At 50.9% G+C, this 23190-nt stretch carries 12 protein-coding genes; all 12 read right to left on the bottom strand.

Translation table 11 applies throughout. From position 1 onward, the window contains the following. Window positions 1-23: 23 nt before the first annotated feature. The gene (locus IEV98_RS10515) at window positions 24-1064 is read right to left on the bottom strand and encodes a D-alanine--D-alanine ligase (RefSeq protein WP_188505793.1); all 1041 of its coding nucleotides are present in this window, start codon (window positions 1062-1064) and stop codon (window positions 24-26) included. A gap of 99 nt (window positions 1065-1163) precedes the next feature. Further along, the gene (locus IEV98_RS10510) at window positions 1164-2057 is read right to left on the bottom strand and encodes a PorP/SprF family type IX secretion system membrane protein (protein ID WP_188505792.1); all 894 of its coding nucleotides are present in this window, start codon (window positions 2055-2057) and stop codon (window positions 1164-1166) included. Window positions 2058-2083: 26 nt separating this feature from the next. Next, the gene (locus IEV98_RS10505) at window positions 2084-8443 is read right to left on the bottom strand and encodes a BspA family leucine-rich repeat surface protein (protein ID WP_188505791.1); all 6360 of its coding nucleotides are present in this window, start codon (window positions 8441-8443) and stop codon (window positions 2084-2086) included. A gap of 71 nt (window positions 8444-8514) precedes the next feature. Further along, window positions 8515-8679 (bottom strand): helix-turn-helix transcriptional regulator, encoded by a 165-nt coding sequence (locus IEV98_RS10500; protein ID WP_229738669.1) that lies wholly within the window; start codon window positions 8677-8679, stop codon window positions 8515-8517. Next, on the bottom strand, window positions 8676-10766 hold the full coding sequence (locus tag IEV98_RS10495) for a pyrroloquinoline quinone-dependent dehydrogenase (RefSeq protein ID WP_188505790.1): 2091 nt from the start codon (window positions 10764-10766) through the stop codon (window positions 8676-8678). Before IEV98_RS10495 ends, IEV98_RS10500 begins: the two co-directional genes overlap by 4 nt. 51 nt (window positions 10767-10817) lie before the next feature. Beyond that, the gene (locus IEV98_RS10490) at window positions 10818-12137 is read right to left on the bottom strand and encodes a hypothetical protein (RefSeq protein WP_188505789.1); all 1320 of its coding nucleotides are present in this window, start codon (window positions 12135-12137) and stop codon (window positions 10818-10820) included. Between the two features lie 10 nt (window positions 12138-12147). After that, window positions 12148-13545: a RagB/SusD family nutrient uptake outer membrane protein gene (locus IEV98_RS10485; protein WP_229738668.1), complete on the bottom strand. Its 1398-nt coding sequence runs from the start codon at window positions 13543-13545 to the stop codon at window positions 12148-12150. A 126-nt stretch (window positions 13546-13671) separates the two neighbouring features. Continuing rightward, on the bottom strand, window positions 13672-16953 hold the full coding sequence (locus tag IEV98_RS10480) for a SusC/RagA family TonB-linked outer membrane protein (RefSeq protein ID WP_229738667.1): 3282 nt from the start codon (window positions 16951-16953) through the stop codon (window positions 13672-13674). A gap of 287 nt (window positions 16954-17240) precedes the next feature. Beyond that, on the bottom strand, window positions 17241-18458 hold the full coding sequence (locus IEV98_RS10475) for a FecR family protein (protein ID WP_188505786.1): 1218 nt from the start codon (window positions 18456-18458) through the stop codon (window positions 17241-17243). A gap of 76 nt (window positions 18459-18534) precedes the next feature. Further along, window positions 18535-19149, bottom strand: a complete 615-nt coding sequence (locus tag IEV98_RS10470; RefSeq protein ID WP_188505785.1) for an RNA polymerase sigma-70 factor — start codon at window positions 19147-19149, stop codon at window positions 18535-18537. Between the two features lie 279 nt (window positions 19150-19428). Beyond that, window positions 19429-20049: a response regulator transcription factor gene (locus IEV98_RS10465; RefSeq protein ID WP_188505784.1), complete on the bottom strand. Its 621-nt coding sequence runs from the start codon at window positions 20047-20049 to the stop codon at window positions 19429-19431. Between the two features lie 67 nt (window positions 20050-20116). Further along, window positions 20117-23089, bottom strand: coding sequence for a sensor histidine kinase (locus IEV98_RS10460; RefSeq protein WP_188505783.1), 2973 nt, complete (start codon window positions 23087-23089; stop codon window positions 20117-20119). Window positions 23090-23190: the final 101 nt, after the last annotated feature.

Raw genomic sequence — 23190 nt, 5'->3', positions numbered from 1 at the left:
AACAGCCACAGTTATTCATCACGTCAGCTATTAACCGTCCTGATTCGGGCCAACGCCTTTCGGTGGCTATCCAACTCGCGTAAGAACATGCGGAAGTCCAGGCGGTCCACGGATGCCCCACGACGATACAATTCGTTGCTAATACGACACATATATCGGTGGTGCCGTATAAACTCCCTAACAGCAAAACCGTAGGAATGCTTGGGATCATAACAATGGGTAGGCTCGCTCAAGGCGCCGTTCACTTCAACAATCCGGAAATTCAATCCCGCTGCAAACTCGTTCCAGGTATTGAAGCGAATATCCAATCTACCATAGTAAAATTCGCCGATACAGTGGCATATTCGGTTGATCGTCGCCGTTAGCTGTTCATTTATCCGATGGCTTTCGTCCGTAAACAGTGTACCCCGGCAATGGTTCCCAAATGGCATCAAGCGAACGGTTTCGTTCAACTTGGGTATGCGCCCGTAGTCGGACAGCTTTTCGCGTCGCAGCCACGTCCATTGGAGCACACCCCTTGGCGTTTGCCTCATCAACTGCTCAATGGTTGAAACCCCGTCACCCACTACCGCAAAAAACGTCTTGCCGGTAATGCCCGTAATCACACCTTTGCGTTCACCGGGCATACGTACAAAAAAAACACCGGCTTCACAGGGAAGATCAATATACTCCTGGATTAGGTAATTAAACGAAGCGCGCCGGTGGTAGGCATGCAATTCGTTCATATTGTGTATCAGCTTCACCCCCATGCTTCGTACGCCGAAATCCGGCTTGGCAATCAACGGAAATCCCAATGCCGCCACCTCGTTTTCTGGCATGGCCGAATATTCATCACAATTTACAAACACCGTCTCGGGATAAACCGAGTAAGGCAACCGCCGATGGATTTCCATTTTGCTCACGTTACAAAAGCCACTGTTTTTGATTCCCGGATTCACTTCCAAGAAAAAGGTCGGCCGGCGCCAACGAATAATCCAATACACCCAGGCAAACGCCACGGGAAAATAAATAAGCCATGCAGGCCAGTATTCCCAATGCGTTAACTTATGTACAAATAATCGCATAACGTTATAACAAGGCAACCCAGATTGACCAATTACTGCGAGATTCATCGGGGCGCCTATTTAACGCATTAACGTAAAACAGATCGGTTTAGTTTCACTTTATAATAATCCTATCGCCTTATCAAACCGATAGCTAAGCCCGATTTCGTGTGTGGTATTATTAATACGCCGATTCAACGGTTGGTTGCCGGGGTTGAATTGATAGCTATAACCCAACCCGAATCCTCCAAAATTGAACTGCGCCATCCCCGCAACCTCCCCATAGCTCCGCACATTTGCTCCGATACCGAATACCCGCTTAATGAATACCAGGGCCGAAGCCTCCGTTTGGGGTCGCAGGCTCTCCGAGTAGGTAACCAATAACGACGGCCGGAACTGGAAGTCGGCTCCCAGTGCGAATAGCGCTCCGGCCGTTAGGTGGTAAATGTTACTGAATTCATAACGGCTGTCATCTGTCAGCCCGAGATTGCCCAGCATCAGCCGTGGCAGCGATAGTCCTACATAGTACCGTTCCGGGCGGTAAAGCATCACGCCAAAGCCAACCAGTGCGTCCGTTTCCCTTACGTCCTCACGAAAAGCCGGATCCATCGGGTCCAGCTGCGAGAAACGGCCGTCAAGGTAACTCATGCCTGCATTGAGCGACAGACCGAGGTACTCTGTTTCCGATATTCGCACGCTCTTGGCGAAAAATGCACTTGCCTCCGTCAATCGCTCGACCGCGAGGCTTTCATGGCGGATGTTTAAACCCGCCGTGGCACCAACTTTTGCAAACCCCACGTGGCCGCTGCCCCAGAACACCGTTGGAGCGCCGTCCAAACCGACCCATTGCCTGCGGCCGATTACGCTTACTTCGCCGCTCATACGCATCAGGCTGGCGGCCGGATTGACCACCGTGCGTAACTGTCCGTGCTGTGTATGTGTGAGTGGTTGCTGTGCCTGTAAGCCAGTGCTTGTCAGTATACCCGCCAATATTATGAATAGATTCCGTCTCATTTTGTCTGCTGTTTACTATCTAGTGCCTAATACCGCAACACAAACCACCCTTTCTCATGCTTCCACGTATTCCCATCCCTCACCTCTACAAGATAGAAATAGGTACCCGCTGGCAACAGCAGCTGACTTGTGCTGATACCGCGAAAGGCCATTCGGTTGTTGTCATACCCACTCGCTTCCCACAGCAACGTACCGTTGCGATTAAAAATCGTTACCCGGTTTTCCGGATAGTCCTGTATCGCCTCAATCATCAGGAATTCATTGATGCCGTCGCCATTCGGCGATATGACAGGATGTACCCGGATGGGCAGGTCGGATGAAGGATCCACCACACGAATAGTGACCTGCACTGGCTCAGCAGCCTCATGGTTTGCGTCGCCGTCCTGTGTGGCGGTGATACGCACCGTGCCCAAGCGCCGGATATTCAACGCGGCGCCGCTTAGTGAGGCAACCTCGATGTCGTCCACGGAGAGCTCGACAGGCAGCCCACTGCTGCTGGTGGCGATCACCTCCACCGTACCTGCATCGCGGTCGACTTCAGTCGGAGCCGTGAGTGTGATGACCTGCTGCGCCTTATTTACAGTCAGTATTCGGCTTTCCTGTGGCCGGCTGTTATAGTTCGCATTTTCCGGCACCGATGCCGTAATCGTTGTCTCGCCAGCGCCGGTAATAGTTATCCCACCATCCACCGTCACTTCCGCCACATCCGGATTGCTGCTCGTGTAACTGATCACTTCCCTGCTGCTGGCCATCGCAGCTGCATCGAAGTCCGCATCGCCGTAGGTTTTTTCCGGTAGAACCGGGAAATCCAGGGTTCGTTCAGCGCGGATGACCCCCAATGTAGCCGTCAAGACCAACGTTTCGTACCCGTCTCCTCTCATCGTGGCGATAACCTGTTGGCTACCCACGTCCGTGCGGTCATTGTTGGTATATACCAATGATACCCCCTCAGGTAGCTTGCCCTTGATGGTCAACCGATGCGCTGTGCCATCATAGGGGAACATACCATCGTCGAAGTCAATGCCTGTAATTGGCCGCGATACTCGCGGTTTAATCGTGAAAGTGCCCCTCAAAAAGCTGATCGCGTAGTTATCGCCCGCGGTTAGCGCGCCCTGCAGGATGGCATAGTCTCCTACATCCTCCCCATCTTCGCGAGTCAGTGATCCCCTAAAGGTGTCGTCACCGACTAATTCCGGTGAGGTTGTATACGTCAGTACCGGATCCTCCGTACCAAGCACCTTGGCCTTATCCGTCGCCATAACCGTGATTCCAAGCGGCGATATTGTCAGCGTAGCGCTCAGTGTCAGGTATTCGTAGTTATTTCCGCCGTCGATCAGCGCAGTTACCTCATACGTACCCGCATCAATTGCTCCATTACCTGGCTCGCCATCAATCTCGTAGGCCACCGACGCTCCCCCGGGCAGATCGCCCGTAAGGGTAAGCGTATGTTCGGTGCCGTCATAGGTAGATGACAAATCGTTTAATCTTATGTCTTCATATCCATCCCTCGTGATGGTTAGTGTGCCTGCTTCAAAAGCTATGCTGTAATTATCGCCTGCTGTCAGGTTCCCCGCCGTAATCGCGTAGCTACCTACTTCTTCACCCGATTCACGGGTCAGTGCTCCTGCGAAGGCGTCGTCGCCAGCCAATTCCGGCGAGAACGTATAGGTCAAAACGGGGTCGTCCGTACCAAACACCTTCGTTTTATCGGCTGCTGTAACCATGATCTCCAGTGGAGCGATGCTTAGTGTAGCCGTCAACTCCATATCTGTGTAATTCTCACCGCCATCCACAATCGCTTTCACCACATAGGTGCCTGCCTCGCTGGCACCATTGCCCGGTTCGCCGTCGATTTCATAGGCCGCCGTTGCCCCTTCCGGTAGTTCACCTGTCAGTTCAAGTAGGTGTTCCGTGCCATCGTAGACGAAGGAGCCGTTGTTGAATTCAACACCGTCGTATTCAGCTGGTGTGATCGTCAGCGCCCCAGCTTCAAAAGTGATGTCGTAGTTAGTACTCAACGACAGGTCACCTCGCGTAATCGTGTAAGCCCCCACGTTCTCACCTTCCTCACGGCCAAGCTCCCCTGTGAACGCATCGTCACCAATCAATTCCGGCATGAACGTATAGGTTAATACGGGGTCATCCTCACCGAATACCTTGGCTTCATCTGTCGCTATTACCGTGATCTCCAACGGTATTACCACGAAGGCATTATTATCCACTTCGAAGGTAATGGCGTAATTGTCTGCTTGGTCGCCTCCAAACGTCAGTTCGATATCATAAGCACCCACATCCTCGCCTTCCTCGCGCGATGCCGCCGAAACGATATCGGTCAACCCGTCATCAAAAGCCAGCACATCGCCTTCGGCCAGCGCATAGCCATATGCGGCAGGCTCGTCCGCGCCATACACTTTACCCTGATTGGTGATAGCCACGATAGTAATCGGCTGCTCCGCAACAGTAACGGCAATTTCAATGGCAGTCGCCTCGAAATTATCCGTTTCTTCCTGCGCAATGGTTAATGTCGCCGTTCCCGCCTGTTGTGCCGCGACGGCGCTCAGGTTTGTCAGATCGAGTGGCGGCGCGTCGTCATGACCGAATGCATAGGTTAGTTCACCATTGGCATCGGTAAAGCTGACCAACAGCTCGCCGATGTCGCCATAGGTCAGGGAAAGCCCTTCATCTACGTCAATCGAAGCACCGTTCCATGAAGCAGTCAATACCGGCATACCCTTCGCCACCACGATAATGACTTTCGCCTGTAGGTTTTCCGGATTGAGATAGCATTCGGTTTCCGGTATCGATAGCGGTACGGCAAACACATAGGTACCCGCCATATCACCATCATACGCGCCGCCGGCAGGACCGGCTAATGTCCAGTTTGCCAAATTACCATCCAATGGTATGGAAACATCCGTATCGTCGCTCAGGGTAGCCGTAACCGAGGTAGGTAAGCCCCCTACATCTTCCAGCGCGGTACCATAGGCAACCGGCACGGCATCCGGTACGACCAACGACTGAACAAACAATCGCTCTCCTTGATATTCATAGGCTCCCATGTCTATCACACCGTCGCCGGCAAAGTCATACACCCGCGGGTTGCCGCCCATGTCAAGATCATCTGCCAGATCTCCGCCGGCATCGATGTATGCGGGGTTGCTGCCCGTGCTGATGGCAGGGCTGCATGCGCTTAATTGCAAATAACCGGCGTCGCCGGGCGTGGTGCTCACAAATACCGGATCGACGTCGATGTTATTGCCTCCGTCCAGGATGCCTATTGCATTATTCCAGTTCGCGCTTCCACCCAAATGAGCGACCAAACTATTGGCGACGGTTACATCGCCTCCCAATGATATGGATATGGATGCGGACGGATCAGTCGGGTCACCTTCCACTTCATTCCCCCATATCACCACATTGTTCAGCAGGGTCGAAGTCTGCTCCACCTGTATTGCACCTCCATCGAAATGGGGGATAAAAACCCCGACGATCCAGTTTCGGTAAAATGTAGCATTGGTTACCGACAACGATGTGCCATTTCCACTGCTGTATATCCCACCACCCGGACCGGAAGACGTTCCGTCTTCGACAAGTCCGGCGCCATTGTGTGCGAATATGGCTTGCTTGATATCAACAGAACCTACAAAATTACGGATACCGCCACCACCGCCGGGCGCCATGTTCCGATAGAACGTCACATTGGATAACTCCGGCGAGCCGATTTCTGTTGAGAGGGAAGTCGTGTTGTACAACCCACCTCCCCACTCGCCCAAATTATTAGACCATACTATGTGCGTCAATTGTGGCGATGAACTTACAAGATAGGTCCCACCACCAAAAAACCGATAAACTGTCCGCCCCATTACGGACGAGCCCGACGTGTTACCGGTCGCGTAGCCACCGGTAACCGTAAACCCATCCATGAGGGCACTGCCTACATTTCCCGATACAATGGTCACGTGATGGGCATTCTCGGTATGGTTATCATAATTGGTTGTATTGTCGTTGCCGTTGAAATCGCCGCTTAGGATAGTGCCCTGTTCTGGACTATTCATATCCGGCAGGCTACGTGCATCTTCCAAAGACTCAATGCCGGCGATCGGGTCAAACCCACCATATAGTTGCACGTTGGGTACCAGTACAAAACTATTATCGCGACCGCCGTCCGTGGTGTATTGCGCGTCGGCTGCGTGGTATAACGGCAAGTAGGTACCCTTGGCCACAAAGATACGTAGCGGTTCGGTTTCTGTCCATCCCGGGCTCCCGCCATCGTGCTGCTCTCTTGCCCATTTAAGCGCATCGGCCAGTTGGGGGATCGCGTTTTCCCAGCTGTCGCCAGCACCGGTGTAACCAGTTGCCATGGTATTTACGTTGATATCCACGTAGAGGATATTATCGGCATCGGGGGCGATAGGGGTACCGGGCAGCGTGATGCTGCATGTCCCGAGCGCATCGCCCGTGATGTCCCACCCTAAATCATTAATGAGGAAGTCCCGATAGGGAACAACATCCGGACTGTACTCCATAGGTGACCAGGGGTGAAAAATAGCGTCCGCCTTGGTATTCGGATTCGTAGCCCATCCGTAAAGCGTATAACTATAGTTTTCGCAGCTCATGCCGCTCTGGAAGAAAACGCCAACGGATCCAACGAAACTTTCTAAATTCCAAGCGTCCAAGGACTGGTCAAAACTGGAAGCGTCGCGGAACAGATAGTCGAAATTTGTTACGCTACTCACATCCCAAGTGTCCAACGGTTGGTTGAAGCTGCTTGCGCCGTCAAACAAAAAATTCAGGCTGGTTACATTGCTCACGTCCCAGTTGTCCAAAGATTGATTGAAGCCAGTCACATCCTCAAACAAGTTACTTAAATTGGTGACCGTGCTGACATCCCACTCATTGATGTTGGGTATGGATTCGATTCCGCTTTTGCTAAAGGTAAAACTCAAGTCGGTCACACCAGCCAGGTCAGGGATGTCCGTCGCGGTGATCTTCAGGTTGTCACAACCGTAGAACACAAATCTACTCCAATGGATGGTACCCCAGCTTTTCACCTCCAGCAGCTTAGACGCATCATTTCCAGCAAAATTATAATAGAGTTGAATTGCATGAAAAGGGGTGCTTCCCGTTGGCACGATACGTACCTCATAGCTTCCTGATTGTGGAAACGTAACGATTGTCTCATCAGTTCCACTCCCTGCCCCCGTAGCTGCCGGATTGTTGGTATCCACCCAAGTATAGGTAAACTCGCCTACGGCCGGTATCTTGATTTGGTCGGGCCCGGTGCCACCATCAATGTCGGTCTTCCAAACGGTGACGAAGTGGTTTGGGTCGGCTGGACCGACACCACCACCACAATCGGTTGCTTCCGTATCGCCTATAATCGTCCATCCTTTATCAATCAGTTGTTGCCGCGCATTGGCAGCGGCCGTGGCCGGGCAATATTCCTGACCTGTCGCATCGAGCGTAACATTCGAAGGAACCGTAGACAGCCCCGCCCATCCAATAAGCGTAGCACCGTAGTTGGCGGAAGAAAGACCCGTTGAGAGCAGCATGTCGTCCATATCCGTCACATTGGAAATGTCCCAACTTCCCAAGGATTGGTCAAAATCAAGGGCAATGAAGAACATGCTGTTCATCGTGGTTACACTGGATACATCCCAACCGCTCAAGTCCTGGTTAAAGACCGGTGCTTGATAAAACATATAAGACATATCCTCCACCTTGCCTACGTTCCAGCCGCCGATGTCTTGATTAAACACAGATGCCTGCCAGAACATGCCACGCATGTTGGTCACGTTGGATACATCCCACCCCGTAATATTGCCATTGAACGCGAATGCGTTATAAAACATGCTCGCCATATCAGTTACAGCAGACACGTCCCACCCACTGAGGTCGCCATTAAACGCTTCGGCACCGTCAAACATCCGTGACAGCGAGGACACCCCGCTCAAATCCGGTACATCGGTTGCATTCGACACCATATACCTCGCACCCGAAAAGGCTCCTTCCATGGAAGTCCAGGCCATGTCACCCCATTGTTCGATGCTCATGAGTTTATGGGTTACATCGATACCGTGGGCCCCAAGTTTTATCGCCGGAAAATTTCCGGTAATGGTAACGGTAAAGGTACCAGCGGTAGTATAGCTATGGATAGCATCGCCAGTCTGGCCAGGAGAGGTGTTCCCATCCCCCCAGTCTACGGTATAACTATACCCTGTTACATCAGGGCTCACCGGAATTGTAATGCTTTCACCAGGGTTATCTGTTTTCCAAGTAGTGATAAAAGCATCCTGCGCAAACGTAACCAAACTGACCAACACGAACATCAGGGTGGCCCATAATCGAATCGATGGCATGCGTAGACGGGGTAGAAATCTTTCCATAGCGCTACAAATTGACGGAAAATAGGGCAACTCCGCCATCCCTCTTTTGGGGGGCTATATTCCCAAACCGTTTATTTGTACTTACGGCTGATCAGTGCATGGCGGCTATTGACCTGCAGTTTCTCGTAGATGTTTTTGATGTGATATTTGACCGTTTCGAGGGAAATATCGAACCGGATGGCCACTTCTTTGTTAGTAAGGCCTTGCTCGATGTCAACAACGAACAATACAATCACGACACTCCCGGTAACGCAAAAGCCAAATAGCTGTCTCCCTTTCTGGTTCCCAACTTGGTTCCACCGCACGCAATAACAATGTATTGCTTACCGGCTACGGAATAAGTGGCCGGCGTAGCAAAACCGGATGCGGGCAGTTCAACCTGCCAAAGCAGCTTGCCCGTTTCTTTATGGAATGCCCGAAACATGCCGTCCTTGGTGGCGGCTATAAAGAGCAGCCCGCCCGCTGTAACTAACGGACCGCCATAGTTCTCAGTACCAGTCGGCGGCAAGCCTTTCCCGGTCAATTCTTGGAATTCTCCAAGCGGGATTTGCCAGCGATGCAGTCCGGTGGCTAAGTCGATCGCAGTAAGGGTGCCCCAAGGAGGAACAATTGCCGGATACCCGTTTTCATCCAGGAACTTATTGTACCCATTAAATACGTACGGCATCTCGTCTCTTCGGAACTCTGTAGGCGCAGTGGAAAAGACCTCCTCCTTTTCTTCTCCAAAGAGGTAACTGACCAATGCTTGCTTTTGTGATGCGGTAATGTTGGTGAATCCGGGCATCATGCCCTTGCCCGTGGCGATGATAGCCATGACGTCTTTGCGATGCATCTTATCCTTCAGTCGTATCAAACTGGGGTAGCCACTACCGGGATTTCCCGACAGGTCGGGTTTGTGACATGCCATGCAGTATGTGATATACAACTGCTTCCCCAGAGTCACACTGCCATTGTGTTGCAATCCTTCTTTTCGGTTTAGGCTGAAAAGCCAGGGCATTTCATTGGAATTGATGTACATCACACCACTCGGATCGACAGCTGCGCCGCCCCATTCCGCTCCGCCATCTGCTCCGGGGAACAGCAGGGTTTCATTGAAATCCAGTGGGTGAAATGCACCCTTGTTTGCACGGCGATAGATGGCCAGTAGGGAGTCACGGTTAGCTGAGAAATGTGTGATATCTTCTTCAGAAATGGTCTGGCGTGCGAAGGGTTTCGGCAGCCGTGGAACCGGCTGTGTAGGCCATGTATCTTCCCCGGGGAGGATAGTGGACGGCACGCTGATTTCATCGATCGGAAACAGGGATTCGCCCGTTTCCCGGTCAAAAATAAATACATGACCCGATTTGGTAACCTGGGCCACAGCATCGATAACTCGTCCGTCCCGGCGAATGCGCACCAAATTGGGCGGTGCCGGAAAGTCTCGATCCCATACATCATGCCTGACAGCTTGATAATGCCACAGGTATGTTCCGGTCTTCGCATCCAATGCCAAGAGCGAATTGGCAAATAGGTTCTCGCCCTTGCGATTGCCTCCATAAAAGTCAAATGCAGGCGAACCGGTGGGTACATAAACGATGCCGCGACCATGGTCAACAGCCATACCTGCCCAGTTGTTCGCACCACCGATCGCAGGATTTTTGTACGCATCGGCAGGCCAGGTCTCGAAACCGGGTTCACCGGGATGGGGGATCGTGTGGAAAACCCATGCTAATTTGCCGGAGACCACATTGAAGGCCTGGATATAGCCGGGTGCGGCCCCGGGACCTTCGCCAACCCGGGTGGGCATCACGATCAAATCCTCGAAAATGGTACCCGGCGTGGTAGACACCACAAATTTATCACCAGCAGCCTCGCCCAGGCCTTCCCGTAGACTCACCCGGCCATTGCTGCCAAATGCGCGGATGGGTTTGCCGGTAGTTGCGTCTACCGCATACAACCAAGACTGGTACGCATACAGAATCCGCCGGTCGTCCTTCCGTTGCCAATACGCAACCCCACGGTTGACTTGTGAAGAACGGGTACTGTCTGGATCGAAACGCCACAATTCACGACCTGTAACAGCATCCAATGCAAACAAATGGTTGGAGGCTGTGACACCGTATAGTTTCCCTTCAATGATAATCGGGTTGCACTGCACCTGTCCGGAATCGCCGGTGTGGTATTCCCAGGCTGTCTGCAGTAACGCTACGTTGGACGTATCCAGCTGCGAAAGCTTGGAATAATGATTCCGGTCAGCTCCTCCCAAATAGGAAGGCCAGTCGTGATATTGCGTTTCGGCAACCGTACAGCCACACAGCAATAGGCACCATACAAGTCTCTTCATGTCAGTTGCCTTGATTGATATGTTGCGGCAACCATACCCTTATCGGAGCCATCATTCTCTCCTCCCTTGTACCAAGCGGTACCACACGCTTTCAACCGGAAAAAACTGGGAATAATAAAAGGTGTCATAGGAAAACGTATCGATCATCGCGACGATTTCCGCATGATACTGGTCGATAATACGTTGATCAGGTGCCATTGTTACAATCCACGACATCCAAATGGGTTCCCTCATGTAATGCAATTCCTGCACCCGTCTCGGAGAAATCTTCACTAACTCGCTATGCTGGGTAGCGGCTACGTCCAGCGCATCCTGCTCGCTGTGTTGCGGGCGCCACCACTGGTTGAGTACGCGCCAGTCATGCATGAAAAATTGCGTATCCCCGCTGTCAAACCGCCGCCAAAGAGAAATGCCTTCTGCAGCACTCTCAGCACTGGAATTGAGCCCTTCCTCATAAGCTCGTTTATACTTGGGATCACTTTCCATTTCCCATAGCGCCAATAAATCGACAACTCCCGATACGCCCGTCCATCGGTTGGTCTTATTGTGCTCGAAGTGCATCCCTTGCCTGCATATTTCGAGACGGTTTGGCTGGTATTCCCCAGCACTTTCCTGTGTGGCCCGGATATAGCGCTGATGCCACTTGTCATCGCCTGTGAGGTAATGCATGGCCTTGGTAACAAAAAGAATCCGCGGTGCGCCTTCCCAATCAAATGCCGCGAATGTATTGCGGTACCGCGAAGGGGAATATGACATGGTCGGAATACGCCACCCCGTCTGTACGAGTGCTTCAGCTACCTCGGTCATTTTCGCAACGATCAGATCCCGCTCGGCGTCATCGGCGAGTCCTGCATACACATAACGCCATAAACCGTAAAACCACGGGGATGATTGATCGTTGGACCCCATCGCCGGTGGTGTTTTGCCATCGGTGGCCACACTCCTAGCGATGAACCCGGATTTGTCGCCCACGCTAGCCAAAAACAGCAACCCTTTTACCAAACGTCTCGCTTTTTCTTTGTCTGCTTCCTGATGCGTAAGCGCCCACCTCCTGCAGATGGCATCCAAATAGAGCCCGTTAAACATCGAACCGTTCTCCGTGGGCGTCCACCAGGCTAATGCGTTCGGTTTAAGCATACGGTATTCGTCTGCTTCGGGCCTGATAAAGGATCCATCGTAATCAGCGAAATCAATCAACACGTTGTACTCGTCGATAAACCGGTGCCAAATCTCCTCGTGTGCAAGCTCAACCCGATCATTGGTACGGCCGAACAATACCGAATCGGTGGCAACAGGCATCATTCCATGCGCAATGCCTATGGTAAACGCCCAAAACAGGACGTTTACCAGCATACAGATTATTATTTTCATCGCTTAACGGTTAATTCCAGTCGGGATTCTGTTCCAAATTGGGGTTTGCCCGTATTTCGTCCAGTGGTATCGGGAAGTACCGATGTTTAGGCTGGGGATTCCGTTCGGGGTATACGACGTCGACGGCCTTCGGGATGGCCTCCATAAACGTGTTGGTCCGGGTGAGGTCATACCAACGATCGCCCTCGGCAAAGAATTCCCACCCTCTTTCCTGCAGCACCGCTGCGACAAATGCGTCCTTATCCATCGGCAATCCAAGCGTCGGAATACCTGCCCGCGAACGCACGGCGTTGATCTGCTCAAAGGCAAGAGACGTCGGGCCATTCAGTCTTCCTTCTGCTTCCGCGGCAATGAGATGCATGTCAGGCAATCGCAGGATAGGTACGTTGCAACGGTTGCGATCGCCATTCGAGTTTTTATCCATGTACTTCTTGATCAACACGGTGTTCGGAGTAAAGGGGATAATATCTTTTTGTGAAACGTGATTACCTGCCCGGTCGATGAAAAAGGTATCAAGCAACTGTCGCCTTTCGTCTCTGGGATCAAATGAATCGAAAAACGTCTGGTAAGCGAATATGGATCCGAACGTTGAATTTCCGTAATCCCTTCCTGCAGAATTTGCAGGTCCGCAAAGTCCCATCATATTAGCTGTCTTTGTCGGGTTGGCATTATGTCCCTCAAAAGCGAAGATCACTTCCGCCCGTGCATCGTCTTCCTTTTCCACATCATATACGTCCAATACATTATCCATTAAGGTGTATTTCCCGGAGGCAATTACCTGCATCGCTTTTTCCTTGGCCACATTCCATTCTTCAGCATAAAGTGCAGCTTTTGCATACAGCGCAGTAGCCACCTCTTTTGATGGGCGTCCTTTTACCGTTGCTACGCTATAAGGTGGCAATTTCAACTCCGCTTCGCCCAAATCCTTAAAAATTTGATCGTAAACTGCTTTTTTATCGCTCTTTGGCAACAACGTCTCCGCTTCGGTCTTACTCGTTGTTGTTCTGACAATGACGTCCCCGAAATTCTTGGTTAGGGTAAAATGAAAGAATGCCCGGAGAAATAAAGCCTCTCCGATAATGGCATTCTTTCTGCCTTCGTCCATCGTGATCTGGGGAACTTTTTCGATAACCCAATTTACATTTTCGATCCCTTTGTAGCAATATTGCCATACACCGTAAGGTCCCTCCAATTGGCGGCCAAAGCTTTTCTGGGCCGAATAATCCGTATCATAGGTAAAAAGCGGGTACACATTTCTTCCCACTACCGGCTTTGCCCAGGTCTGATCGTCCTGAAAGTCACCAGAAATCACCGTGGTCGACAACACAAAAAGGTCTGCCAACGGGCCGTACGCCGCTATCAAAGCGGCTTCGGCATCCTGGGCACTCTGATAGAAGTTAGTCGTCATTATAGAAGAGTAAACTGTCTCATCCAGTTTCCTGCATGACTGAATAGCAATCATTAGGACTAGTATAATGGTACCCAGACCAAAAGTTCTTTTTTTCATTTCTCTCTTGTTTGCGAAATTGTTCAATTAAAAATTTGCTTGAATTCCGAAGACGTAAGACTTGGCCGCCGGGTAGGTTCCATTGTCATAAAACAACGAATTCGAGCTTCCGAAATTATTGGATTCCGGATCCCATCCTTGGTACCGAGTGATTGTCAGTACATTATTTGCGCTGGCATAAATCCGAAACCCCTTCAACAAGTGATGTTTAGGCAACGTATAACCAAGTGTCAGATTCTTGAGCCTGATGTAGGAATTATCTTCCACCCAACGGTCGCCGACGGGCAAGTTCGTGCCTTGAGCGGCACGTACGTATTCATTACTGGGATTGGTAGGTGTCCATCGGTCTGCCATACCTGCCAGCAGGTTTACTTGACCTGATGGTGTTTCAAAGGTGAAACGGAATGCATTGAACAGGCTACTCCCCTGAATGCCTTGCAGAAATCCACTCAGATCAAAATTCTTGTAACGCAAGTTCGTTGTCAGTCCGAAGTAATACTTGGGCTGCGCGTTACCATAAAGCACCATATCCTCGTTACTGATTTCGCCGTCACCGCTTACATCCTTGAGCTTGATTCCACCCGTGCGTGCGTCAGAACCAGGTAGAAAAGCCTCATCCGTTTGGTATATACCGTCTATCAGGTAAACCTTGTATGTGCCCAATGGGTAGCCAACTTTCAATACCGAATAACTTGATTGCGCAATTTCATCCTGCACGCCATCAAGTGCCAAAACTTTGTTCTGATTGAAGGTAATGTTGCCGGCGATATCCCACGAAAAAGCGCCAGTTAATAGTTTTGCATTGATAGCGACTTCCAGTCCTTTGTTTTCGATGGAACCGTAATTTCCGTTGATTGCGGCATAGCCCGAAGACATAGGTAACATCTTGGTAAACAGCAGGTCGTCGGTACGCTTATAATAATAATCAAGGACACCGTTAAGCCGGTTTCCGAACAACGAAATATCAAGACCGACATCCAGCTGCGTGGCCCGCTCCCACTTTAGGTCAGCATTGGCAATACCGCTGGGGTACGTGCCGAACAACATGACGTTATTGAAATTATAGTTGTAGGAACCGCTCATAACCGTTGCGAGCGAGCCATAGGGCCCGATGGCCCCCGCATTGCCCGTAACGCCATAACTTGCCCGCAATTTTATGTCATCCACCTGATGTACAGCAGACATGAACGACTCCTCGGTGATCCGCCATGCGACGGACGCCGCCGGGAAAAATCCATACTTGTTGTTTGCGCCAAATTTGCTCGAACCGTCGACCCTGCCGGTAAGATCAAGGTAATACCGATCCTTAAACTCGTAGCCTACCCGACCGAGATAGGAATCCAGTAGTGTTTTATTCCGTCCGCTGGATACAGTGAAGTTCCGTGCGGAGCCCGTACTCCAATTTTCGGTATAGTCATTTCCGAATCCTGACGCCGAATGCGCGTTGCTCTGAAACTGATCGGTCTGCGTACCGTACACGGCTGTCGCACTGATGGTGTGGTTATTAGCGAAGTCTTTACGGAATGAAAGGATACTCTCGTGCAGCAAAGACCTATTGTAAGAGCTGGTGTTACCCGCACTCCCGTTGATCGCATTGGGATTGTTCAGCGAAACAGAATCCACAATAGACCTCGGCGAATAGGATTCAAACAGATTGGAACCTAAATCTGCATTGAAACTTGCCCTATACGTTAATCCTTCGACAATAGCTACTTCCAAATATCCATTTACGAGGAAACGATTGACCGTGGTAAAATCCTTTCTTGCAAGCTCCGCCATTGGATTGACGGTTTCCCGATAACGTCCGTTCATTTGATCGGCAAAAGGAAAAGGGCTCCCATCAGCCCGGAAAGGTGATAAGGTAGGCGGGGCCGCTACGGCACGACCTAATATCCCTTCGCGTGCACTGGTTACGTTGACACCGGTACCACCCGCCCTGACTTTATTTTCGCCAGTAATGGTGTAGTAAAGACTGGTACCGACTTTTACCGATTTATTGATTTTCTGATCAACATTCAATCGGAGTGCATATCGTTGATAATCACTATTTTTAATCACTCCTTCTTGATTGAAGTAGTTTAGTCCCAAAGCCGCCTGTGTGTTTTCACTGCCGCCTACTACAGAAACCTGATGGTTCTGGATACTTCCCTGGCGCAACACCAAATCCAGGTAATTCGTTCCCTCGCCTAAGATTGCTGGATCTTCGTAAATCACATTGGGACTGTAGGTGTCATTTTCCAACTCGGCGAACTGCGTTGCGTTAAGGATGTCAAGTTTGTTTGTGGGAGACTGCTGGCCGATATAGCCATCATAGGTAACATTTGTCACACCGCCCGTCCCTCGTTTAGTAGTGATCAACACGACACCATTTGCAGCCCGTGCGCCATAAATCGCCGTCGCAGAAGCGTCCTTTAATACTTCTACCGATGCAACATCCGATGGATTGATCTGCGACAACGGGTTGGCTGCATTAATCGCCGATGATGCAGAAATTTGTATACCGTCTATCACATATAAGGGTTCTGAAGTACCATTGATTGAATTGGTTCCGCGAATCCGAATACTGATATTTCCGCCAGGGGTTCCCGAATTTTGTCTCATATCAAGCCCCGCTACCCTTCCCTGTAAACCCTGCGCTAAATTCGCAACGGGCGTTGTGGTCAGTTCTTCCGGCTTGACCGTAGCAACGGATCCGGTAATCGACTTTCGGGTTCTTGTTCCGTATCCCACCACGACGACTTCATCCAAATCGCTTATGGATACCTTCATGGAAATATTAACAGTAGAAAGCTCTCCAATTGACTGTTCCATGGTTTCAAATCCTACGATCGAAAAAACCAGCATGTTTCCTTGCTCATCCACAACGATACGATAGTCTCCCGTCGTACTCGTTTTGACAGCAACGGAAGTACCTTTTACGGTAACCGTTACCCCGTCAATCGGGTTCCCCTGTTCATCTGTAACTTTACCCGATACCACGCGCTGCTGTAACGGCTCCGTTTGCGTAACAGGCCGGGATGGTTTAGCAGTAATCGTCACAATACCTTCTTCTAGCACCCAGTCTAATCCTTTTTGTTCCAGGATAGTCCTCATGGCGTCCGCAAACTCCACCTGCGCTAACTTGACGTCTACGCGAATGTCGGCAATGTGGTTGCCATGGAACAAAAACGAATAACCCTGTTGCCGCTGAATTTCCCGCATGACCTCACGGAGCGGTGCGTTCTTTTTATGAAGCGTAATCTTCTGTGCTTTACTCTCTGCGATGGCGTGAAATGCAAAAGCAATGGTTAAGAATATCGCCAATTTCATAATTAGTAAAAATCGGTAGTTAATAGACCAATAAAGGCCTGTTACACATCGTGTAAAAATCATATATTTGTCCTGTTTGGATAGTTTATAAATGGGTTTTCGACCGAGCTTTCGACGCACAGGCCGTTTATCAGTCCGGACAAGCTAACGGGTGATGGAGCAAACATCATCCGTTTTTTTGTGGACATTCGCGGTTACAATAAGGTTATGTTTCCATGGTTATCTCCTCTTTAGCATTAATAATCGATTCCATATTTAGTCTGTCGGCTTCTGCATCGCTTCACTCATTACCTGTTTCCCGAGACTTGCAACTCCTTCCTTTCGCCGGATGAGGTGACCTCGAATTTAAGTCCATTCTTAGCTAACGCATTCAACACGGCACTGAGCGGCTTGTCCCGGTCAATCATCCCAAAAACGATGGTTTCGGGTGTGTTTCCATCGTAAATCACATCAAGGTCATACCACCTGGCCACCTGTTCAATTGCCTTCCGCGACGGAATATTGTCAAAGTAAAACAGGCCTTCTTTCCAAGCGGTGTGGGGCTCGGTATCGACCTTGCGGATTTGGGTGGCCGCTCCACGGGTGGTGGCCTGCTGGCCGGGTGATAATAGATTGGAGGCGTGAGATTTGAGATTTGAGATCTTTACCTTGCCTTCTATGAGCGTGGTTTTGGTTTCGGGATCATCAGTGTAGGCCGATACGTTGAATTGGGTACCTAGGACCTCAACCGTTTGGCCAGCGGTTTGGACTTTAAAAGGCAGACGTCTGGCAGGCAGCCCCCCGCGGTCAGCGGTCGGCCCTTTTCCGGTTGTCGATGACTGATGGCTAACGGCAAAAAAGGCTTCACCCTCTAAAATTACTTCTCTTACATCTCCCGTGAATTGGGATGGGTATTTCAGGGTACTGTTCGCGTTGAGCCAGACTTGTGAGCCGTCAGGGAGGGTAATGGAGTAAGTGCCGCCCTTCGGAGTGGTGAGCGTCAGCTTGTGAGTTTGTGAGCTTGTGAGTTCCTCACCGACCCCCTTACTCAGTGATTCACTAAGTACAGCGCTTCCGTCCAGGTAGGTAATTCCGTCCGCTATGACGATACCGGCGTGCCCGGAACTTAAATTGATTGTCCGGCCATCGGCCAATGTGAGTGTAGCGCGATTGGCTCCCGGTGCGACATCCTCAGCATTCACCAGCTTTTCGGCGGGCATCTGCTGGCTGAATTGGTCACTGAAGAATAGCCAGGAAGCGGCTGTAACCACAAGTAAGACAGCGGCTGCATATGGCATCCACCGACGGAGCCTACGGATGGTGGTTGACGCTGTATTACGGCGGATATGACGGTGCATGCGCCGCATGGCGCGGTCGGGGTTTTCAGCATCCGAATGGATAAAGGTGTCGTCGCTATGGTTGTTGTACCATGACTCGAAATCGGCTTCCTCTGCCGGCGTGAGGGTGCCAAGCCGGTACTTATGGGCTAATGCTTCAATATACTCCTTAGAAAACCGGTCGTTCATCCGCTTTTGTTTTCTCTTTAGTGCGGAAAACAGCGCGTACCCCTTGCCCGGAAACAGTATTTTTTCTAAATCTCTTTCAACAGACTGATAACCAAACGACAAGTTTAAAAGAATGTATCCAATGGCTCACTATGATGGCGGGTGCAACCGCGCTTAGGTTATTGCGGATATCGGATAGCGCACGGGTGATGTGTCCCTCCACAGTCTTTTCGGATATTCCAAGTTCGGCGGCGATTTCTTTATTGCTTTTGCCTTCGTCCCTGCTCAACCGGTACACCATACGGCACTTTTCGGGCAGCGCCTGCACAGTGGTCTCGATCCGCGCCATCAGTTCCTTCTCAAAGAGCGCCAACTCGGGCGAATCGACTGTGGATTCGTCGGTAACCTCCCCTGCCAGCTGTGTGCGCTTTAAATAACGCAGATCGAGTCGTTTGATCACCTGATACTTGATGGCTGCGCCCAGGTACGTGTTGAGCGTGTGCTTCACGACGACATCGGCACGCCGCAGCCAGAGGCTGGTGAAAACATCCTGCACGCATTCTTCTGCTTCCTGCTCGTCGCCAAGCCGATTGATGCATACGGCCAGCAGTTTGTCCCAATACCGGGTATATATCTCGGTAAACGCGCCCCGGTGATCCCGATTCAACAAGTGGATGAGCTCGGTATCCGATAGGTTTTTCAGCGTTTCCATGGTTTTCTTGGCCTTTAGCAAAGTAAAGATAAGAAGAAAACCATGGAATATCATTATTTCTGATTAAACACTTCTTTAAGCGCTTCCAAATATTCGGTATCCGATTCGAGATAATCCCTCCTTTACTTTCAAATAAACTAACTCCCATTACGAATCTAACCTAATCAGTTTAGGAGGCATCCAGCCAGGTCATCCCAATTCCTATTTCACGCAGCTACGAGCGCGGCATCCACAATTCAACAATGCTTCATTCCGTTGCGAGGAATGGTTCCAAACCGTTTATTTGTACTTACGGCTGATCAGTGCATGGCGGCTATTGACCTGCAGTTTCTCGTAGATGTTTTTGATGTGATATTTGACCGTTTCGAGGGAAATATCGAACCGGATGGCCACTTCTTTGTTAGTAAGGCCCTGCTCGATGGCTTCCACCACCTGCGCTTCGCGCGGGGTCAGTTTTTCGTAAAGATCGGTCGTCCCCTTCGGATTGAAATATTCCACCACCTTCCGCGCAATGCCGGGCGACATCGGCGCGCCGCCTTCATGGAGTGACAACACGGCCTCTTTGATTTTCTGCAACGGTGTTTGCTTAAGCAGGTACCCAGACGCCCCGTTGCATAGGGCTTGGAATATACGGTTGGCATCGTCATAGACCGTCAGCATGATCACCTCGCACTTCGGCGCGTGCTTCTTGATGCGCTTTACGCCCTGGATGCCCGACTCTCCCGGGAGACCGATGTCAGAAAGGACGATATCCAGAAAGATGTCAGCTTTCCACTGCTCGAAAAATGCTTCTACCGAATATGCGGACAGCAGGCATGAAAAACCGGGCTGTTCCTTGAAAAAATCAACCAGCATAGTCCTGATCTCTTCGTCATCTTCTATAATGCCTAGGCGAATCATATCGTAAAGGTATGGAATGCCGATTAAAACTCACACCCCCCTTTTGGGTAGTGTGGGCAATGACGTACTAAGGGACAACCAGTTCGAGGCGGAATACGCCACTTTCTGCCGTGTACGAGAACTCCCCACCCACCCGGGCTGCCCGTTGCTGCATATTTTGCAAGCCACACCCGCCCTGCTGGTCGATGATGGGGCCATTGCCCCCAGAATACCGATTCTGGAGGGTGAGTCGGATGGCGCGGTCGAAGTTCAACTCGATGATGATTTCCGAACCGTCGCCATATTTGATGGCATTGGTTAACGCCTCCTTGAAAATAAGGAATAGGTTTTGCCTTACGAGCTGTGTCACAGCACGCGCGGATTGGTCGCCTTGCACATCAAACCGATAGGTAATATCCAGCTCGTCGCGCAATTTGTACACGTAGTCCTTCATGCGGATCAGCAGATCCTTTACCGTATCGAAACGCGAGTCGATAGACCATACCATGTCGCTCATGGTGAGCAACGCCTGTTTACTGGTATTGGCAATCTGCCGCAACTGCTTATCGTCAGTCAACTCCCGGTGTTTGGCCGACAGCATATCTGCCTGGAAATAGATACGGGTGAGCGAGCTGCCCACCTCATCATGCAGATCACTGGCAATCTTAATACGCATTTTCTTCTCATTCCGCTGGATGTTTTCGCGGTACCTGAAAAAGCCGCCAATGACGCCGGCTACCGTCAGGAGAACCAATGCATTAAACCACCACGTTTCATAAAAGTGCGGCAGTTTGGTAATCGTAAACATTCGTCTACTAGCCGTTACTGCGGCGCTCCGTGTTTCCAATTGGAACCGGTATCCGGCTGGCGAGGGTTCGATAAGTGAAATGAATTGGCCCAATTCCAGCGGCTCCCAATTGCCGTCGTTTAGCAAATACCGGATCTCGCTATTCATGCGGTGATTGCCCGGTGTCCCCACATACAGACCGGTTAAGCTCTGACCAGGTTGCAGTTCTAACGCGTCCTCACCCCGATAGGGCCATGTGTAGTCGGCTGATTTTGCGCCTGAAGCACCGCTGGTTGTATGTATTTCCGTCACATAACTCTCCAGTCGATGTCGGCGGTCAAACCACGGCTGGGTCATATCCAGCACCGTGTATCCCATCAACCCGCCCACATACATTCGCTGTCGTGCCTCATCCCAAAACGATGCGCCCGAATTGAACTCCGACTGGCTCAAGCCTTCCGGCATGCCGATCCGTCGGACGCGCTCACCGATGACTAGGTTCAACCCGTCTGCCGTACCAGCAACGAAGAGACCGTTGGCATATTCTAAGCTATACACCAAGTTGTTACTGAGCCCTTCGCCCGTGGTGATTGTCCGGAGCGGATGTCCTGCGTTATCTATTGCCACCATCCCATTCCCTTGGGTAGCCAACCAAATCGTGTCGCTTACTACGACCGACTTGAAAACACCAATATTGCCGGTCTGGGGGTATCGTTTGGTAACACGTCCCCTCCGCACCTCATAGAGTCCCAGATGCGTACTTAATAACAAACCGCTGTCGGGCAGTAACCGGATATGCCGGATTTGCACATCCAATCCATTGGCCTCCATGGAGACCAATGGATACTTATCCAACCGATGGCTTTCCTTATTCAGCAGCCAAAGTCCGCCCATGCTACCGATGAGATAGTCTGTCTCGGTCTCGGCGAGGCTCATCACGTAGGTGGGCAGGTTAAAAGCATATTGATTGCTAGCTGCCTCGGAAAGCGTGTACCGGAGATCCGATATCCGACGGCGTCTTCGGTCAAAGATTTTAAGCATCCCCCCCTCCGTACCAATCAACAGTTCGTTGTCGCTCATCGGGAGCATCACATAGGCATGCTTCAAATCCTCCAAAACCACTGTTTCTCCATCGGGCGCGACGAATCCGGCTCCGTTATAGGTTCCATAGAACCGCGCTCCATCGGGGTAGATATAGATGCCCCGCGTGCTTTTGTTGGCACCGGCATTGGTAGGGATGAATTGCGAGAGTCCATCGGTTTTTCGATAAACCACAAAAATCCCCTCGTCGGTACCCAGCAGTGCCTCATTTCTAGAAATCGTAATGCTGGTGGTATTGAACCGATGCATCGACGGGATGGACAGCTGCTGTTGCAGACCGAGGCCAGCGTCTAACAAACAAGCCGATTCATCGTCGGCGTAGATGCACATACCACCATCCTGCGCCAAAACGTAGGATTTATCGTTCGACAGGGAGAATAATTCATCGGGTGTATAAACGCGAAGCCCCTCCTGTGCATCGAATCGAAAAACACCCTGTTCATAGACGTCCAGCAGCAAGGCGTCTTCTTGGGCAATCAGGAAATTAACAATATGGTCGATGCCCGGTAACCGATGGTACCGGGTATGGATGGGGTCAGTGGCCTCGATAGACAATACGCTGCCGGCAGTGGTGCCTACCCAGTATTTCCCTTTCCAGAAAGCCACGCATCGAGGCGATACCCGATTATTGGCCACATGGCCCCGTTCGTATAATTCGTCTATCCGTGTTTGTGTATCGCCCCTGATCAGGAGCAGGTGTCCGTTCTCATAGGCCACCATCACGCAAGAATCGGGTAGCTGCTCGATCCAAACCACCGTTCGGTCCTGCACGGGCGGCAGCAACGCCGAATCCACGGCATGCACCTGCCACGTTTTGAGATCGAGGTAACTCAGGTTCGCATTCCCGGCCATCCACAATCGATTCTGTTGATCGACGAGGATGCGTTGAGGCATGTCGTCCGTGAGCCGCTGATCTGCAATGGTCTTCAGGATATCCAACGAGCGATAGCCGTCATAGCGATAAATTTCGCCATTTGTCAAGAACCAAATAAAACCAAGGCTGTCTACGGTTACATCTTTGATAAGTACTTCTTCACGATCGGGGAAAAGCTTCAGTTTGGCGATGGTATACTCTTGGCTCTGCCCAGCTAACGCGATAAGCAAAAGCCAAACACAACAGCCGATATGAAAACGCCATTTTCCCAGCAAACTGGTCAGTAGATGTAAATACACCCTTCAAAGGTAACACAAATTGGGGTAAATTTGAGGTGCTTAGAACCATTCAAAATAATCTACCAATCCGCTATATATTATCCCACCAAATCCGTATGTTT

It is taken from the genome of Parapedobacter pyrenivorans, from assembly GCF_014636865.1.
GTDB classification, from domain to species: domain Bacteria; phylum Bacteroidota; class Bacteroidia; order Sphingobacteriales; family Sphingobacteriaceae; genus Parapedobacter; species Parapedobacter pyrenivorans.
The sequence above is the reverse complement of the archived record's forward strand: the minus strand, read 5'-3'. Positions and strand labels throughout refer to the sequence as shown.

Excerpts from the sequence above, each read along its gene's own strand:
- IEV98_RS10515 (WP_188505793.1), bottom strand. The coding sequence starts at position 1,064 with ATGCGATTATTTGTACATAAGTTAACGCATTGGGAATACTGGCCTGCA.
- IEV98_RS10510 (WP_188505792.1), bottom strand. The coding sequence starts at position 2,057 with ATGAGACGGAATCTATTCATAATATTGGCGGGTATACTGACAAGCACT.
- IEV98_RS10505 (WP_188505791.1), bottom strand. The coding sequence starts at position 8,443 with ATGGAAAGATTTCTACCCCGTCTACGCATGCCATCGATTCGATTATGG.
- IEV98_RS10495 (WP_188505790.1), bottom strand. The coding sequence starts at position 10,766 with ATGAAGAGACTTGTATGGTGCCTATTGCTGTGTGGCTGTACGGTTGCC.
- IEV98_RS10490 (WP_188505789.1), bottom strand. The coding sequence starts at position 12,137 with ATGAAAATAATAATCTGTATGCTGGTAAACGTCCTGTTTTGGGCGTTT.
- IEV98_RS10485 (WP_229738668.1), bottom strand. The coding sequence starts at position 13,545 with ATGACGACTAACTTCTATCAGAGTGCCCAGGATGCCGAAGCCGCTTTG.
- IEV98_RS10480 (WP_229738667.1), bottom strand. The coding sequence starts at position 16,953 with ATGAAATTGGCGATATTCTTAACCATTGCTTTTGCATTTCACGCCATC.
- IEV98_RS10475 (WP_188505786.1), bottom strand. The coding sequence starts at position 18,458 with ATGAACGACCGGTTTTCTAAGGAGTATATTGAAGCATTAGCCCATAAG.
- IEV98_RS10470 (WP_188505785.1), bottom strand. The coding sequence starts at position 19,149 with ATGGAAACGCTGAAAAACCTATCGGATACCGAGCTCATCCACTTGTTG.
- IEV98_RS10465 (WP_188505784.1), bottom strand. The coding sequence starts at position 20,049 with ATGATTCGCCTAGGCATTATAGAAGATGACGAAGAGATCAGGACTATG.